The sequence below is a fragment of the Streptomyces sp. Tu6071 genome, assembly GCF_000213055.1.
In the GTDB taxonomy this organism is placed as follows: domain Bacteria; phylum Actinomycetota; class Actinomycetes; order Streptomycetales; family Streptomycetaceae; genus Streptomyces; species Streptomyces evansiae.
This window is the reverse complement of sequence record NZ_CM001165.1, coordinates 6774848-6789975: the sequence shown is the minus strand read 5'-3', so window position 1 is coordinate 6789975 and position 15128 is coordinate 6774848. Positions and strand designations below refer to the sequence as shown.

General features: G+C 75.5%; 14 protein-coding genes. 7 read left to right on the top strand and 7 right to left on the bottom strand.

The features are described from left to right. Nucleotides 1-15: 15 nt before the first annotated feature. Both STTU_RS28855 and STTU_RS28850 read right to left on the bottom strand, forming a co-directional pair. Nucleotides 16-1437 carry a hypothetical protein gene (locus tag STTU_RS28855; protein ID WP_007829450.1) on the bottom strand — a complete coding sequence of 474 codons (1422 nt, stop codon included), beginning with the start codon at nt 1435-1437 and terminating at the stop codon, nt 16-18. A gap of 426 nt (nt 1438-1863) precedes the next feature. Continuing rightward, nucleotides 1864-2229: an ankyrin repeat domain-containing protein gene (locus tag STTU_RS28850; protein ID WP_037934480.1), complete on the bottom strand. Its 366-nt coding sequence runs from the start codon at nt 2227-2229 to the stop codon at nt 1864-1866. A gap of 406 nt (nt 2230-2635) precedes the next feature. On the opposite strand from STTU_RS28850, the gene STTU_RS28845 reads away from it, so the two are divergent. After that, nucleotides 2636-2830, top strand: a complete 195-nt coding sequence (locus tag STTU_RS28845) for a hypothetical protein (protein ID WP_009063303.1) — start codon at nt 2636-2638, stop codon at nt 2828-2830. A gap of 113 nt (nt 2831-2943) precedes the next feature. Beyond that, nucleotides 2944-4578 (top strand): ATP-binding protein, encoded by a 1635-nt coding sequence (locus tag STTU_RS28840; RefSeq protein ID WP_007829447.1) that lies wholly within the window; start codon nt 2944-2946, stop codon nt 4576-4578. Between the two features lie 38 nt (nt 4579-4616). Here STTU_RS28840 and STTU_RS28835 read toward each other — a convergent pair whose 3' ends face one another. Continuing rightward, complete coding sequence (locus STTU_RS28835) at nt 4617-6218, bottom strand: PLP-dependent aminotransferase family protein (protein WP_043256623.1); 1602 nt, start codon at nt 6216-6218, stop codon at nt 4617-4619. 98 nt (nt 6219-6316) lie between these two features. Here STTU_RS28835 and STTU_RS28830 point away from each other — a divergent pair, with 98 nt between their 5' ends. The 4 genes from STTU_RS28830 (at nt 6317) to STTU_RS28815 (ending at nt 9844) form a co-directional block, all read left to right on the top strand. After that, on the top strand, nt 6317-6964 hold the full coding sequence (locus tag STTU_RS28830) for a YczE/YyaS/YitT family protein (protein ID WP_007829445.1): 648 nt from the start codon (nt 6317-6319) through the stop codon (nt 6962-6964). Between the two features lie 25 nt (nt 6965-6989). Next, the gene (locus STTU_RS28825) at nt 6990-7769 is read left to right on the top strand and encodes a glycerophosphodiester phosphodiesterase (protein WP_007829444.1); all 780 of its coding nucleotides are present in this window, start codon (nt 6990-6992) and stop codon (nt 7767-7769) included. Nucleotides 7770-7800: 31 nt separating this feature from the next. Further along, the gene (locus STTU_RS28820) at nt 7801-9183 is read left to right on the top strand and encodes an MFS transporter (protein WP_007829443.1); all 1383 of its coding nucleotides are present in this window, start codon (nt 7801-7803) and stop codon (nt 9181-9183) included. A 286-nt stretch (nt 9184-9469) separates the two neighbouring features. Next, entirely contained in the window at nt 9470-9844 is a 375-nt protein-coding gene (locus tag STTU_RS28815) for an RNA polymerase-binding protein RbpA (protein WP_008749015.1), read from the top strand. Nucleotides 9845-9940: 96 nt separating this feature from the next. Here the strand turns inward: STTU_RS28815 and fxsA are convergent, their stop codons facing one another. The 4 genes from fxsA to STTU_RS28795 form a co-directional block, all read right to left on the bottom strand. Next, nucleotides 9941-10453 carry an FxsA family membrane protein gene (gene fxsA, locus STTU_RS28810; protein ID WP_043256621.1) on the bottom strand — a complete coding sequence of 171 codons (513 nt, stop codon included), beginning with the start codon at nt 10451-10453 and terminating at the stop codon, nt 9941-9943. Between the two features lie 160 nt (nt 10454-10613). Next, nucleotides 10614-11438: a polyprenol monophosphomannose synthase gene (locus tag STTU_RS28805; RefSeq protein ID WP_043256619.1), complete on the bottom strand. Its 825-nt coding sequence runs from the start codon at nt 11436-11438 to the stop codon at nt 10614-10616. Between the two features lie 657 nt (nt 11439-12095). After that, a complete protein-coding gene (locus STTU_RS28800) occupies nt 12096-13733 on the bottom strand; it encodes an amidohydrolase (RefSeq protein ID WP_007829439.1) in 1638 nt (545 codons plus the stop codon). A 132-nt stretch (nt 13734-13865) separates the two neighbouring features. Further along, nucleotides 13866-14306, bottom strand: coding sequence for an Lrp/AsnC family transcriptional regulator (locus STTU_RS28795; protein ID WP_007829438.1), 441 nt, complete (start codon nt 14304-14306; stop codon nt 13866-13868). A gap of 262 nt (nt 14307-14568) precedes the next feature. Between STTU_RS28795 and STTU_RS28790 the strand changes: the two genes are divergently transcribed. Next, nucleotides 14569-15018, top strand: coding sequence for a hypothetical protein (locus tag STTU_RS28790; protein ID WP_007829437.1), 450 nt, complete (start codon nt 14569-14571; stop codon nt 15016-15018). Nucleotides 15019-15128: the final 110 nt, after the last annotated feature.

Here is a 15128-nt window from a genome sequence, read left to right as displayed (position 1 = left end):
GCTCCGCGAAGTCCCTCACGCCGCCGCCGTGTCCGGGCCGATCCGGCCGCGTACGGCTGTCTGCACCTCGTCCTCCTCGGCCGGGTCGGCGGCGAGGCGGCGGAGCTGGGTGACGACGCGGCTGTCGGCGGTCTCGGCGTGGCGGGCGCCGAGTTCGCGCGTGGACTCCTCGCAGTCCCACAGGCATTCGACGGCGAAGCCGGCCGCGAAGCGCGGGTCGATGGCGGCGAGGGCGCGGGCGGCGCGGCCTCGCAGGTGCGAGGAGGAGGTCTCGCGGTAGACGTGGCGGACGACGGGGGCGGCGCAGACGATGCCGAGCCTGCCGGTGCCGTCGAGGAGCGGGGCGAGGGCGGGGTCGGCGGTGCCCTGGTCGCGTACGGCGGTGCGGAGGGCGGTGAGGACGAGGTGCGTGTCGCGGGTCGCGCCGCGCAGGGCGAGCAGTCGTCCCGCGGCGGCGCCGAGCCTGCCCGGGGCGCGGGCGAAGTCGCGGGCGCGTTCGACGGCGGCGACGGAGGGGGTGCCCTCGAAGAGCGCCGCCGCCGTGTCGGCGACGAGCGAGGACGTGCTCGCGGTGGCTTCGGCGAGCAGGTCGAGGGCGAGCGGGTCGGCGCTGTCGCGCAGGTGGCGCAGTGCGGCGAGGCGTGGCGCGTCGGCGCCCTCGCGTGCCGTGGCGAGGAGCAGTTCGCGGTCCTCGGGTCCGGCGACGGCGGCGAGGCAGCGGGCGGCGGGGGCGTGCAGGTCGTTCCCGTTCTCCTCCAGGCCGCGCCGGGCCCAGTCCAGGATCTCGGGGACGCTCCAGCCGGGCCGCGGCCCGGTGGGGGTCAGTTGTCGCTGCCAGCGGTCGAAGGAGCCCCGTTCGAGGGCGGCGCGGACGCGTTCGGCGTGGGGTGAGGCGGGGTCGGAGGCCCACAGGTGCCAGGGGCGCGGCTCGTAGGCGCCGCGCGCTGCGGCGGTGAGTTCGGCCTCGCCCTCGGGGGTCTCGGAGAAGCGGGCGAGGACGGGCGCGGCGAGGGTGCGCAGGGCGCGGTCGTCCTCGCGGACGGCGAGTTCGTCGAGCGCCCAGGCCCAGTTGGCGCCGCTCGCCACGTACCGGCGCAGCAGCGCGAGCGCCTCGGGGCGTCCGTAGGAGCCGAGGTGGCCGAGGACGGCGAGGGCGAGTCCGGTGCGGGACTCCTCGGGGTCGAGGAGGTCGTCGGCGCCGAAGAGGTGGTCCTCGATGCCGCCGAGGGGGCCATCGAGTTCGCGGTAGAGGCGTGCGTAGTAGAGGGAGCGGTTCTCCAGGTGCCAGTCGCCGCGCGGGTCCTGGCGGACGCACGTGTCGAGGGCCGCGAGCGCTTCCTCGCGGGGGGCGGTGAGGGCGTGCAGGGTGCCGTCGCCGCGCCCGCGCTGGAGCAGGCCGAGCAGGGTGCCGCTGGGCGCTATGACCGGATCGAACATGACAGGGGCCTCACATCAAGCTGTGGGTACGAACGGGGGGCGGACGGTCACCTGTGGCGCCGACACGTCCGTGGACCCGTCGTGTGCCGCTTGCGCTCAGCCATCTTCCTCTGCCTCTCGATCGGTGGCCCGGGGCGGGCCTTTGCGCGGCCCGGGCGGTGGGCCACTTCTTCCCGTGGCGTCCGGACCCGAACCATGTGGCCATGATGGCGCAGGCGTCGATGCTCAGGCGAGCGCATTTACGGCGGGGGGACAAAACGCGCGGAAACACCCCGGGATTCCGGGCGTTCGCGCAGGTGGGAGCGGTGGGGCGGGCGTTGACACCGGGGCCGCGCGCGGGGGGCGGCGGGGGTGACCCGGGGGCGGGTGGGCGCCTCATCTGTCGCGCGGGCCCCACCCGTGGGGGTGGAGCGGGTGCCCGCGAGGCTAGGCCGCTCCGAAGCGGGCGAGCAGGTCGTGCTTCCCGAAGATCGCGGCCGTGTCGACGGCGGAGGGGCTGCCGGCGCGGGGGTCGGCGCCGGCCGCGAGGAGCGCCTCCATCACCTCGTCCTCGCCCTTGAAGACCGCGCCCGCGAGCGGGGTCTGGTGGCGGTCGTTGGGCCGGTCGGGCTCGGCGCCGCGCTCCAGGAGCGCGCGGACGGTCGCGGGGTGGCCGTGGTAGGCGGCGAGCATGAGGAGCGTGTCGCCCTTGTCGTTGGCGAGGTTCACCGGGACGCCCGCGTCGACGTAGGCGGCGAGCGCTTCCGTTTCGCCGGAGCGGGCGAGGCCGAAGAGGCGCGTGGCGAGTTCCACGACCTCCGGGTCCGGCGCCTCGGGGGTGCCCGCGGGGTGGGGCTCCGGGTGCTCGTCCTGGGTCGTTCCGGGAGTGGGGTTCACGGGGTGGCCGCCTTGCGGGAGGGGGAGGGGACAGGGCAGCTCACCCGGCCCGGCGGACCCTGCCGCCGTCCGGGTGAATCGCCAGCGTACTGCCCTCAGGCGTACACGAGCCGAGGGGCGCCGGGCAAAGATCGACGCGGACCGGCGAGGCGCGCAATCAGGGGGCGGGGAGAGGTTCCGCGGCGGCCGGGGCAGGGGGAACCCCGCACGACATAAAGACGAAATGAGCGCTTGATCACTCATTTGCACCTTTTGTCGTATAGATACATGCTGTGAGCCTGGAAGAACTCATGGTGACTGTCCCCTCAACCAGGAGAACCTCATGATCCTGTCCATCTCCGGCGTCATCCTGCTCGGCATCATCGTCTTCCTCTTCTGCCGGAAGGACGGCCTGAAGCCGATGCACATGGTCGTGTGCGCCCTCTTCGGCTTCTACCTCGCCGGTACGGCGATCGCCCCGAGCATCAAGGCCGGGGGCGCGAGCCTCGCCTCGCTCCTCGGCGGCCTGAAGTTCTGAGGCGCCGCGCCCGCTCCCGCACGCCGGGGCCCAGGTCCCGGCGTGTTCCCCGTGCGCGGCGCCGCGCACGGCCCGGCCGGCAGTCCTCCGTACGACTCTCCAGGAGACCCGACGTGGTGCAGCGACCACTCCCCCGCATCCTCCGCGACGGCGGCGCGTCCCTCACGCGCGGCCGGGACCTGGCACGTTCGGCGGCGGACGGCGCCTCCGACGTCCTGCGCCCCCTGATCGTCCTGTCCCGGGGCCTGGTCCGGCTCCTCGCCGCGGGGCGCCGCCGCTGGACCGCGACGCCCAGGGAGCGGCGCGGGGCGCTGCTCTTCCTCGCCGCCGCGGCCGTCCTCGCCGTGGCGCTCGCGCCGTACGGGCCGGTCTCCGCGCTCGTCGCCGTGCTCGCCGCCGCCGCGTGGCTGGGCCGCGACCGGGCGCGAGCGCCCGAGGAGAGCGGACCGAGCGAGGAGCAGGCGGCGCGCCTCGCCTCGCTGTACGAGGCGCTCGTCCCGTACTTCTCCGTGCCCGAGGCCCCCGAGCCGCTCTACGCGCACGGCGGCGAGTGGCAGCGGGCGCTCAGCGACTTCGGCTTCGACGAGCGAGGGCGGCTCGCGGCGCTCACGGTCGCCTACCCGGCGTACTTCGCGGACGGGGACCCGGAGTCGCGCGCGCGGGTCGAGCGGCTGCTCCACGCGAAGTGCGGGCGGGGCCGCGAGTACCACTTCGCGTGGGACGAGGAGGCGAACCGGCTCACTCTCACCGCGCTCCCGCCGCTGCCCACCGACATCCCCGCGCAGCCCTTCGTGACGAGTCCGGGCGAGGTGGTCCTCGGGCTCACGGACGCGCTCGCGGTGCGGCGCACGGTGCCGCTCGTGGACGCGGGGGGCGCGGCGCTCGACGTGCCGCCCGTGGTGTGGCGCACCGGTGCGCGCTCGCCCGAGCCGCACCTCCTGGTCGCCGGGCGTCCCGGGAGCGGGACGAGCACGCTGCTGCGCGCGATCGCGCTCCAGGCGCTGCGCGGCGGTGACGTGCTCGTCGTGGACGGCGGCGGGACGGGCGACTACACGTGCTTCGTGGGGCGCGACGGGGTGCTCGGGGTCGAGTGCGGACTCACGGGAGCGCTGGGCTCCCTGGAGTGGGCCGCGCGCGAGACGGAGCGCAGGCTCGTCGCCGCGAACCGGGCGCGGCAGGCGGGCGAGGCCCCGCCCGAGGACGTGCGCCGGCCGCTGTGGGTGCTCGTGGACCGGCCCGCCGTGCTCGGGCACCTGGCCCGCGCGGAAGGGCTCGCCGACCCGCAGAGCCACCTGCGGGTCCCGCTGCGGCACGGCAGGGCGGCGCAGGTCACGGTCGTCGTGGCCGAGCAGTACGACTGCCTCGACGGGCTCGACCCGGTGGTCGCCCAGTACGCGAAGGCGCGCGTCGCGCTCGCCCCGGCCGGCGCGCGGCAGGCCGCGGAGATCCTCGGCGCGGCCCCGCAGTCCGCCCCGGCGGGCGAACTGCCCCCGGGACGCGGGTACGCCCGGCTCGGCACGGGCCCCGTCCTGCGCCTCCAGGTCCCGGCGACCCCCGACCCGTACGACGACTCGGCGGCCGACACCCACCGCGAGGCGGTCCTCGCGCTCCTCCCGCGCCGCGGCGGCTCCGGCCTCGCGAAGCAGGCGGGCCCGGCGGGCGAGGAGGTCCCGGTCGAGACGGCGGGTGCGGAGCCCGACGAGGAGCCGACGACGCAGCCGGTGCGGGTGTCGGTGGCGGACGCCTGAGCGCGCGGGGGCGGCGGTCCGGGGCGGGCCGCGCCCCCTCAGGCGATCAGCCCCCGCTGCACCGCCGTGTGCGCCCCCGCCCCCGCCCGTACGAGGGCGGTCGCGCGGGCCAGGCGGTCGGCGGCCTCCCCGGCCAGGGCGCCGCCGACGGTGAAGGGGAGGCGGAGGTAGCCCTCGAAGGCGCCGTCGACGCCGAAGCGGGGGCCCGAGGGGACCCGTACGCCCGCCTCCTCGCCCGCCGCGGCGATGCGCGAGCCCGAGAGGCCGCCCGCGCGCACCCACAGGGTCAGGCCGCCGCGCGGCACCGTGAACTCCCAGTCGGGCAGCCGCTCGCGGATCGCCGTCACGAGCGCGGCGCGGTTCGCCGCCGCCTGCGCGCGGCGCAGCGCGACCGCCTCCTCCCAGCCGCCCGTCGTGAGGAGCCAGTTGAGCGCGAGCTGTTCGAGCACGGGGGTGCCGAGGTCGGCGTACGCGCGGGCCGCGACGAGCCGTCGGACCGTCTCGGGCGCCGCCCGTACCCAGCCGATCCGCAGCCCCGCCCAGAACGCCTTGCTCGCCGAGCCGACCGTGATGACCGTCGAGCCCGCCGGGTCGAAGGCGCACACGGGCCGGGGCATCGCGCCCGGCGCGTCGAGGTCCGCGTCGAGCCGCAGCTCGGCCATCGTCTCGTCGACGAGCAGCACCGTGCCCGCCGCGCGCGCCGCCGTCGTGAGCGCGCGGCGGCTCTCCTCGTCGGCGAGCGCGCCCGTCGGGTTGTGGAAGTCGGCGACGACGTACGCGAGCCGGGGCACCGCCTCGCGGAGCACCTGCCGCCAGCGCGCCACGTCCCAGCCGCCGGTCCCCTCGGCCATCGCGACGGGCACGAGGCGGGCGCCCGCGTCGCGCAGGAGCTGGAGGATGTTGGCGTAGCTCGGGGACTCGACGGCGACGCGTTCGCCGCGCGGCGCGAAGAGGCTGATGATCGCGTCGGTCGCGCCCATCGCGCCGGTCGTGACCATGATCTGCTCGGGCATCGTCGGGACGCCGCGCGCGGTGTAGCGCTCGGCGATGGTCTGGCGCAGCGCGGGCAGCCCCGCCGGGTAGTCGCCGTGGGTCAGGGCGTACGGCGGCAGCGCCTCCGTGGCGCCGCGCACGGCCCGGGTGAGCCAGGGCTCGGGGGCGGGCAGCGACGCGTACCCGAGGTCGATGAGCTGCCCGGCGCGCTCGGGGGGCAGCGGGCCGAGACCACGCGCGGGCAGCGGGGCCCCGGCGGGGAAGGCGATCCAGCTCCCCGCGCCGCGGCGGGACTCCAGGAAGCCCGCCTCGCGCAGCGCCTCGAAGGCCGTGGCGACGGTGGTGCGGCTGACGGCGAGGGCGCTCGCGAGTTCCCGCTCGGCGGGCAGCCGGGCGCCGACCGGGACCCTGCCCTCCAGGACGAGGACCCGGATGCCGTCGGCGAGCGCCTGGTAGGCGGGGGTGTGCCGGGCACGCTCACGGCCGCTCCCCCGCGCGACCCGGTTCGCCCCGGCGATCCCGTTCCTCCCGGCGGTCGTGGCCGCCTCGCTCGTCCCGCCGCCGTCCGCGCCCGCCGTGTCCCGCTGCGAGGCGAGCAGCCGGGCCAACTGGGCCGGTCGCATGACCGCGATACCCCGCTCCGCCATCGAAATCAGTCCACTTCTCTCCGATTGGCCCTGTTGAGGACCCTGCCACGGCTTCCAGGGTGGCACGGACCAGTCCACTCCGATATCCCGGGGGCCTCATGACCACCGCTTCCCCGCCGCGGGCCGCCGCCTCGCTGCCGCGCCGCCTCGTCCATCTCTACGCGGGGCTGCTCCTCTACGGCTTCAGCGACGGGCTCCTGGTGCTCGCGGGCCTCGGTGTCGAGCCGTGGAACCTCTTCCACCAGGGGATATCCCGCCGCACGGGGCTGAGCATCGGGACGGTGGCGATCATCGCGGGGGCGCTCGTGCTGCTCCTGTGGTGGCCGCTGCGCCAGCGTCCCGGGCTCGGCACCGTGTCGAACGTCTTCCTCGTCGGCCTCTCGATGGACTGGACGCTCGCCGTCCTGCCCTCCGCGCACTCCTGGCCCGCGCGCACCGGCCTGCTCCTCGCGGGGATCGTGCTCAACGGAGCGGCCACCGGCCTCTACCTCTCGGCGCGCTTCGGCCCCGGCCCTCGCGACGGCCTGATGACCGGGCTGCACCGGCGCACGGGCCGCTCGCTGCGACTGTGCCGGACTTTCGTGGAGGCCGCGGTGGGCCTCGTCGGCATCGCGCTCGGCGGGACGCTGGGGATCGGCACCGTCCTGTACGCGCTGACGATCGGCCCCCTCGCGCAGTTCTTCCTCGGCGTCTTCGCGCTCCCCGCCACCCGCCCCGTCCCGCCCCCGGACCCCGCGCGGGCATGATCACGCGCGGTGCCATACTGCGCGCGTGAACACCCCGGCCGCTCCCCCGCACCCGTTCCTCGACCACCCGCTCCCCCTGGCCTTCGCCCATCGCGGCGGCGCGGCGGACGGCCTGGAGAACACGGAGACGGCGTTCCGGCGCGCGGTCGGCCTCGGGTACACGTACCTGGAGACGGACGTCCACACGACGGCCGACGGGGAACTGCTCGCCTTCCACGACGCGACGCTCGACCGTGTGACGGACAGCCGCGGCGCGCTCGCGGAACTGCCGTGGGCGGCGGTGCGCGAGGCGCGCGTGGGCGGCACGGAGCGGGTGCCGCGCTTCGCCGACCTCCTGGACGCCTTCCCCGCCGCGCGCTGGAACGTGGACGTCAAGACGGAGTCCGCGCTCCGGCCGCTCATCGAGCTGATCCGGCACCGGGACGCCTGGGACCGGGTCTGCCTCGGCTCGTTCAGCGAGCGGCGGGTCGCGCGGGCGCGGCGGCTCGCGGGGCCCCGGCTCGCCACCTCGCTCGGCACCGGGGGCGCGCTCGCGGTGCGCCTGCGTGCCTGGGGCCTGCCCTGCGTCCCGCCGCGCGGCGCGCTCGCCGCGCAGGTGCCCGTGCGGCACGGGCGGCTGACCGTCGTCGACCGCTCCTTCGTCCGGAGCGCGCACGCGCGGGGACTCCAGGTGCACGTGTGGACGGTGAACGAGGAGGCGGAGATGGAAAGGCTCCTGGACCTCGGTGTTGATGGCATCATGACCGACCACATCGAGGCGCTGCGCACGGTGCTGCGGGCCCGGGGGCAGTGGCCGGAGTCCTGAGGGCGCGCGCGGGACGAGGCGAGGGAGCGGGATGGGCGCGGAGACCGCGGGGGCGATGATCGCCACGGGGGCGGCGGACGAGGCGGGGGCGCGCAAACGGGAGCAGCGCGGCTGGTACTTCTACGACTGGGCCTGCTCGGTGTACTCGACGAGCGTGCTCACGGTCTTCCTCGGCCCGTACCTCACCGAGGTGGCGAAGAGCGCGGCCGACGCGGACGGTTACGTGCACCCGCTGGGCCTGCCGGTGCGCGCGGGCTCCTTCTTCGCGTACAGCGTCTCGCTCTCGGTGATCGTCTCGGTCCTGGTGATGCCGCTCGCGGGCGCGCTCGCCGACCGTACGGGCCGCAAGAAGCCGCTGCTCGGGGCCGCCGCCTACCTCGGCGCCGCGGCGACGGCCGGGATGTTCTTCCTCGGCGGGGACCGCTATCTCCTCGGCGGGGTGCTGCTCGTCGTCGCGAACGCCTCGATCGCGGTCTCGACCGTCGTCTACAACGCCTTCCTGCCGCAGATAGCCGCGCCGGACGAGCGCGACGCGGTCTCCTCGCGCGGCTGGGCCTTCGGGTACGCGGCGGGGGCGCTCGTCCTCGTCCTCAACCTCGTCCTCTATCTCGGGCACGACTCCTTCGGCGTGAGCGAGTCGACGGCGGTGCGGATCTGCCTGTCGTCGGCGGGCCTGTGGTGGGGCGTGTTCACGCTCGTCCCGCTGCGGCGGCTGCGCGAGCGCCCGGCCGCGGCGGCGGGCGCGGGCGGCGTCGGGGGGAGCTGGCGGCAGCTCGGCGCGACGCTCAAGGACATGCGCCGCCGCCCGGTCACGCTGTGGTTCCTGCTCGCGTACCTCCTCTACAACGACGGCATCCAGACGGTCATCTCGCAGGCGTCCGTCTTCGGCTCCGAGGAGCTGGGGCTGAGCCAGTCGACGCTGATCGTCGCGATCCTGCTCGTGCAGGTGCTCGCCGTGGCCGGGGCGCTCGGGATGGGGCGGCTCGCGTTGCGGTACGGGACGAAGCGGACGGTGCTCGCCTCGCTCGGTGCCTGGACGGTCATCGTCGCCTGCGGCTACTTCCTGCCCGCCGGGGCCCCCGTGTGGTTCTTCGTCCTCGCCGCGGGCATCGGGCTGATCATGGGCGGCAGCCAGGCGCTCTCGCGCTCGCTCTTCTCCCATCTGGTGCCCGCGGGCAAGGAGGCCGAGTACTTCTCCGCGTACGAGATGAGCGACCGCGGCATGAGCTGGCTCGGCCCGCTGCTCTTCGGGGTCACCTACCAGGTCACGGGGAGCTACCGGGACGCGATCATCTCGCTGGTGATCTTCTTCGTGCTCGGTTTCGGCGTGCTGCTGCGGGTGCCGCTCGCGCGTGGGATGCGCGAGGCGGGGAACACCGTTCCCGAGGGCGTGGCGGGCCGTTCCCTCGCCTGAGGACGATCTGCGCGGATTTCGCACGGGGGCACGAAGGGCGGTAGTGTACGCGTTTGACCATCCGGATGTACCGTTCCTGCGCCTCTGAACAGCGAAGACAGCCCCAGATTTTCGGTGCGTACGTCGCCAGATGTGACAAAGCGGGCACTGGTGGGTAGAAATGGGGCGGCTACGACGGCGACGCTTTGACCCTGCACGGGAATCTTCACCGCCGACCGGACGTTGACCGGATGACGACGACAGCGACGACTGTCCTGTGGGCGAGCAAGCCCGGGAGGCACGATTCATGAGTGAGCGAGCGCTTCGCGGCACACGCCTTGTGGTGACCAGCTACGAGACGGACCGCGGCATCGACCTGGCCCCGCGCCAGGCCGTCGAATACGCATGCCAGAACGGACACCGCTTCGAGATGCCGTTCTCGGTCGAGGCGGAGATCCCCGCGGAGTGGGAGTGCAAGGTGTGCGGTGCACAGGCACTCCTTGTCGACGGGGACGGGCCGGAGGAGAAGAAGACCAAGCCCGCGCGCACGCACTGGGACATGCTCATGGAGCGGCGTACGCGGGAGGAGCTGGAGGAGGTCCTGGCCGAGCGCCTGGCCGTCCTGCGTTCCGGTGCGATGAACATCGCGGTGCACCCGCGCGACAGCCGTAAGTCCGCCTGAGTCCTGGGCGGCGGGTTCGCCGTACACAAGGGCCGTGGGCCGGACACCTCCGAGGTGTCCGGCCCACGGCCCTTCGCCGTACCCCGCGCGGGGAGTTCAGGGGGCGAGGGGCGGGCGCGAGCCCCCGTCCTCGTCGCGCGGCTTCGTCGGGGTGTCCTCGTGGACGACCTCGCCCCGCACGACCTTGCCGTCGGGGCGCTGGGTACGGGCCCGGGTGTACGCGGTGCCGAAGGCGCCGCCCGTCGCCTCGTCGAGCTTGCGCTGCATCGCGCGCTCGACGCGGCGCGAGAGCGCGCCCCGTATCCCGGGGACGAGGAGGACGAGCCCGGCAACGTCGGAGAGCAGCCCGGGGATCATGAGGAGCAGCCCGGCGAGCATGAGGAAGCCGTTGCCCTCGGCACGGCCTTCGGGGACCGCTTCCGCGGCCGGCTGCTGGAGGGTCCGGGTGAGCGCGCCGAAGGCCCGGCGGCCCGCGCGCTTGACGACCGCGCCGCCGCCGATGATCCCGGCGGCGAGCAGCACGACGACCACGAGGCCGCCGGCCGCCTCGCCGACGAGGATCAGCAGCCAGATCTCGATCACGATCCAGGCGGCGACCCCGAGGGGCAGCCATCTGCGGAGGCCGCTGCGGGTGGCGGGGGCGGGGGTGTGCTGGGCGTCATACGTCCAGTGTGCCCTTGAAGGGGGGCGGGGGCGTGGCTGGGCCTCGCCCCGGGTCCGATCCCGCGCCGGGCCGGCCTCGCGGGGGCTCCGCCCCGGACCCCGCTCCTCACACGCCGGAGGGGCTCGATCTCTCTGTCTCGGGAGCGGACGGCTTCACCCTTCCGAGCGCCTTGTCGACCCGGGAGGTGACACCCCAGGCCGTCACGCGCCACAGGGCCTCGGCGACGATGTTGCGGCTCATCTTGCTGCTGCCCAGTTCGCGTTCGACGAAGGTGATGGGCACCTCGACGACGCGGTAGCCGGAGCGGACGGCGCGGCGGGCCAGGTCGACCTGGAAGCAGTAGCCCTGCGACTCGACGTGCGCGAGGCCGAGGCCGCGCAGGGTCGCGGCGCGGAAGGCGCGGAAACCGCCGGTGACGTCGCGCAGCGGGACATCGAGCAGGAGGCGGGAGTACGTGGAGCCGCCGCGCGAGAGGAGTTCGCGGGACTTGGGCCAGTTGACGACGCGACCGCCCGCGATCCAGCGGGAGCCGAGGACGAGGTCGGCGTCGCGCAGGGCGGTCAGGAGCCGGGGAAGCTCCTCGGGCTGGTGCGAGCCGTCCGCGTCCATCTCGACGAGGACGTCGAAGCCGTGGTCGAGGCCCCAGGCGAAACCGGCGAGGTAGGCGGCGCCGAGCCCTTCCTTGCCCTTGCGGTGCAGCACCTGGACGTGGTCGTCCTCGGCGGCGAGTCCGTCGGCGAGCGCGCCCGTGCCGTCCGGGCTGTTGTCGTCCGCGACGAGGACGTGCGCCGCGGGCACCGCCTCGCGCGTCCGGCCGACGATCGCCCGGACGTTCTCCGCCTCGTTGTACGTCGGGATGATCACCAGTGCCTCGCCCAGTGGCGGGCGCTGTCCGTTCCGGCTGCCCGGCAGACCCTCGCCTGCGTTCACTGCTGCCCCTTACGTGCCGATCCGTGCGAGTGACCACCTTAGTTGCCCACACGGGCGCGCGTGGCCACGGCGGCGACACGGGGAGGCGGGGGCGGGATACGACGACCACACGTCCGGGGGATGCGCGGGGCGAGGCTGACGCGGGCGTGCGGGAGCGCTGCGGATGAGGGCCCGGCGCCCTTCGGGCCGGCCAGGGACCCGCTGGCTGCGGATCGACCGTGAACCGTTGTCTACTGAGCGGCCGGGCCCCACCCGGGTCACACCGTCCCCCACGCCACTGGCGGGGAGGGACCCCTTCCTCGTACGAATCGTTCCCGTGTCCGGTGGACGCGGACGCTGGACCTGGCTCGCGTGGGGAGGAACTCCGGCGCGTTCCCCCCGTGGCCCAGTCGCGCCCAGCGGATGCGCGGGACGTCGCCGATCGGTTGTCCGGTGGTGGACCCGGCCGAACCTACCCGCCGACCGCCGCACCCTGTCAACACCCGTGGCCCCGGGGCCCGGGCGGAGTGTCGCGCGATCCCGCAGGTCAGCGGCGAGCCCCGGGGCCGCCGGGAGCCGGTGGGCCCCGCAGACCGGGGCCCGTACGGGCACCGGGGCACATCACCCCAGCGGCCGTACGCGCCGCCCCGGGTCCACCCGGACGGCCCCGCCGTGCCCTCAGGCCCCGGCCCGGAAGACCTCCCGGCCGCCCACGACCGTCACGAGACACTCGGGAAGGGGGCCGCCCGGGGTGAGGTCCGGCAGGCCGGGGGTGCCGGAGCGGGGGTCCGTGGACCAGCGGGCGACGCGGTCGTCGGGGGCCTGCACGACGAGGGCGCCCGTGCGCCAGACGGCGTAGTCCGCGGGGGCGCCGGGGACCAGCGTGCCCGCGTCGTCGCGGCCGGCGGCGCGCCAGCCGCCGCGCGTGTGGGCGGTGAAGGCGGCCCGTACCGAGACGCGGTGCTCGGGCGTGTGGTGGAAGGCCGCGGCCCGCACCGCGCCCCAGGGGTCGAGCGGGGTCACCGGGGCGTCCGAGCCGAGCGCGAGCGGGACACCGGCCCGCAGGAGGGCCGCGAAGGGGTTGAGAGTCCGGGCCCGCTCGACGCCGAGCCGCGCCGCGTACATGCCGTCCTCGCCGCCCCACAGCGCGTCGAAGGCCGGCTGCACCGAGGCGGTGAGGCCGAGTTCGGCGAAGGCCGCGATCGCGTCGGCGTCGAGCATCTCGGCGTGCTCCACGCGGTGGCGCAGCGCGCGCACCCGCTCCAGGCCCGTCTTCTCGGCCGCCGCGCGGAAGCCCGCGACGACCGCGCCGAGCGCCGCGTCCCCGATCGCGTGGAAACCGGCCTGGAGCCCGGCCTCGGTGCACGCCGTGACATGCTCGGCGACGGCCTCGGCGTCGAGGTAGGGGGTGCCGCGGTGACCGCTCGCCCCGTCCTCGTACGGCGTGTGCAGGCACGCGGTGTGCGAGCCGAGCGCGCCGTCGGCGAAGAGGTCGCCCGCCGCGCCGCGCGCGCCGAGGGCGCGGACCCGCTCCGCGTCCCGCTCCCCCGCGACCGCCTCGGCCCAGTAGCCGACGACGCGCGGCCCGTTGCCCTCCTCCGCGAGGCGCAGCAGCCCGGTGAAGTCCTCCTCGTCGGAGATCTCCGGACCGCCGCACTCGTGGACCTGCCCGATGCCGCGCGAGGCCGCGTGCGCGAGCGCGGTGCGCTGCGCCTCCTCGCGCAGCGCGGGCGTCACCGCGCCGTACGCGGCGGCGCGGACGGCGTGGTGCGCGTCGGCGGTGAGGGGGGCCTCGGGGTGGTGGCCGCGCAGGGTCGCGGCGTGCGGGACGAGGTCGAGGAGCGCGGTGGTGACCTGCGCGGAGTGCACGTCGATGCGCGAGAGGTAGAGCGGGCGGCCCCCCGTGGCGCGGTCGAGTTCGGCGCGCGTCGGGGGACGGCCGCCGGGCCAGCGCGACGCGTCCCAGCCGTGGCCGAGCAGGACGCGGTCCCCGGCGCGGGTACGGGCGTGCGCCGCGACGCGGTCGAGCGCCTCCTCCAGGCTCGTGGCCTCGCTCAGGTCGAGCCCGGTGAGGGCGAGTCCGGTGCCGGTCGCGTGCACGTGCGCGTCCACGAACGCCGGGGTGACGAGGGCGCCTTCGAGGTGGACGACCTCGTCGACGCCGTCCGCGAAGGCGTCCGCCGCGCCTTCGGAGCCGACCCAGGCGACGTGGCCGCGCTCGACGACCATGGCGGTCGCGAAGGGGTCGGCGGGGCTGTGCACCTCGCCACCGCGGAGCAGGACGGTGGGGGGTGGCGGGGGTGTCGTGCGGTTCATGGGGACAGTGTGGCGCGTGCGCATGGGGAGCGGGTGCGGCGGGGCGGCCCTCCGGGGACGCCGCCCGCCGGGGGTTGCGCCACGCCCACCCGTACCGCCCCCGCGGAACGCGTGCCCGCGGCGGAACACGTGTCAGATGTGCGGGGGCCTGGACTCGTACGGGGTGGAGAGGACGACCGTCGTGCGGGTGGAGACGCCGGCCAGGGAGCGGACCCTGGCGAGGAGGTTCTCCAGGTCGTAGGGACTCTGGACGCGGACCTTGAGGATGTAGTTCTCGTCGCCCGCGACGCTGTGGCACGCCTCGATCTCCTCGACGGGGGCGAGGCGTTCGGCGATGTCGTCGGGGGCCGAGGGGTCGAAGGGCTTGACGGAGATGAACGCCGTCATGGCGAGGCCGACCGCCTCCGGGTCCACGACGGCCGCGTACCCGCGGATCACGCCGCGCTGTTCGAGCCGCCGCACCCGCTGGTGCACCGCCGAGGTGGACAGGCCCGTGGCCTTGCCCAGGTCGGTGTAGCTCATCCGCCCGTCAGCGACGAGCAACCGCACGATCTGCCGGTCGAGGTCCTCCATGCCGCTGAACCTACCGCCCGGGGCAGGCTCTGGACAGGCACGGGTGCCTCGTCTCGCACCGTGGACAGCGCGGGCGCGCATGCCCCCGTACGCCCCCCGAACGCCTCCTCACCCCCACTTTCACACCCTCGTGTGACGAAGACCACACCCGGGGAGCCGTGTCCGCACAGGTGTCGCGATTACCGGGGGTGGCCCGGGGGAAGTGCTTGCTGTGGTCGAGGCCGCAGCGCCTTGTCGGCCCACCCGAGGGGGAGAAACCCGAATGCAGAATCCCAAGCGGTCCAGCCGCGCCCGTGCCGCCCGCCGCCAGCTCGCCGAGCCGCCGGCCCCGGAGGGCGTCGAACCCGTCGAGTCCGCCGAGGAGGACGAGTTCGACGCGTACGACACCTTCGAGATCTACCGGGTCGTGTGCCCGGACTGCGCCCAGCCCATCGCGCTGCTCGCGGACGAGGACGTCCTGCCGGAGCACGCGCTGTGCGCCTCGCCGTGGAACCCCTTCGGGCTCACCGTCTGCGCCGGTACGGGACGCGCCGCCGCGAGTGCCCGCCCGGCCGACGAGGGCGGCGCCGAGGAGCAGGAGATCGGTGTGCTCCTGACGCTCCCGCAGGGCCTGGACTGGCGCACACAGCCCTTCTCGCACGTCGGCGGCCCCGGCTCGCGCCCCATCAAGGCCCCCCGCCGCCCGCTGAGCGCCTACCACCGGGCCGCCTGAGGCCGCACCCGCCCCGCGGCACCCGTGCCGCGCTCCCGACCCCGGTGCCGCACCGCCGGGGCGAGTCGTCCCGCCCGGGGCACCCGCCGGGTTCCCCGGGCACGGCCAGA

Excerpts from the sequence above, each read along its gene's own strand:
- STTU_RS28855 (WP_007829450.1), bottom strand. The coding sequence starts at position 1,437 with ATGTTCGATCCGGTCATAGCGCCCAGCGGCACCCTGCTCGGCCTGCTC.
- STTU_RS28845 (WP_009063303.1), top strand. The coding sequence starts at position 2,636 with ATGATCCTGTCCATCTCCGGCGTCATCCTGCTCGGCATCATCGTCTTC.
- STTU_RS28835 (WP_043256623.1), bottom strand. The coding sequence starts at position 6,218 with ATGGCGGAGCGGGGTATCGCGGTCATGCGACCGGCCCAGTTGGCCCGG.
- STTU_RS28830 (WP_007829445.1), top strand. The coding sequence starts at position 6,317 with ATGACCACCGCTTCCCCGCCGCGGGCCGCCGCCTCGCTGCCGCGCCGC.
- STTU_RS28820 (WP_007829443.1), top strand. The coding sequence starts at position 7,801 with ATGGGCGCGGAGACCGCGGGGGCGATGATCGCCACGGGGGCGGCGGAC.
- STTU_RS28815 (WP_008749015.1), top strand. The coding sequence starts at position 9,470 with ATGAGTGAGCGAGCGCTTCGCGGCACACGCCTTGTGGTGACCAGCTAC.
- STTU_RS28800 (WP_007829439.1), bottom strand. The coding sequence starts at position 13,733 with ATGAACCGCACGACACCCCCGCCACCCCCCACCGTCCTGCTCCGCGGT.
- STTU_RS28795 (WP_007829438.1), bottom strand. The coding sequence starts at position 14,306 with ATGGAGGACCTCGACCGGCAGATCGTGCGGTTGCTCGTCGCTGACGGG.
- STTU_RS28790 (WP_007829437.1), top strand. The coding sequence starts at position 14,569 with ATGCAGAATCCCAAGCGGTCCAGCCGCGCCCGTGCCGCCCGCCGCCAG.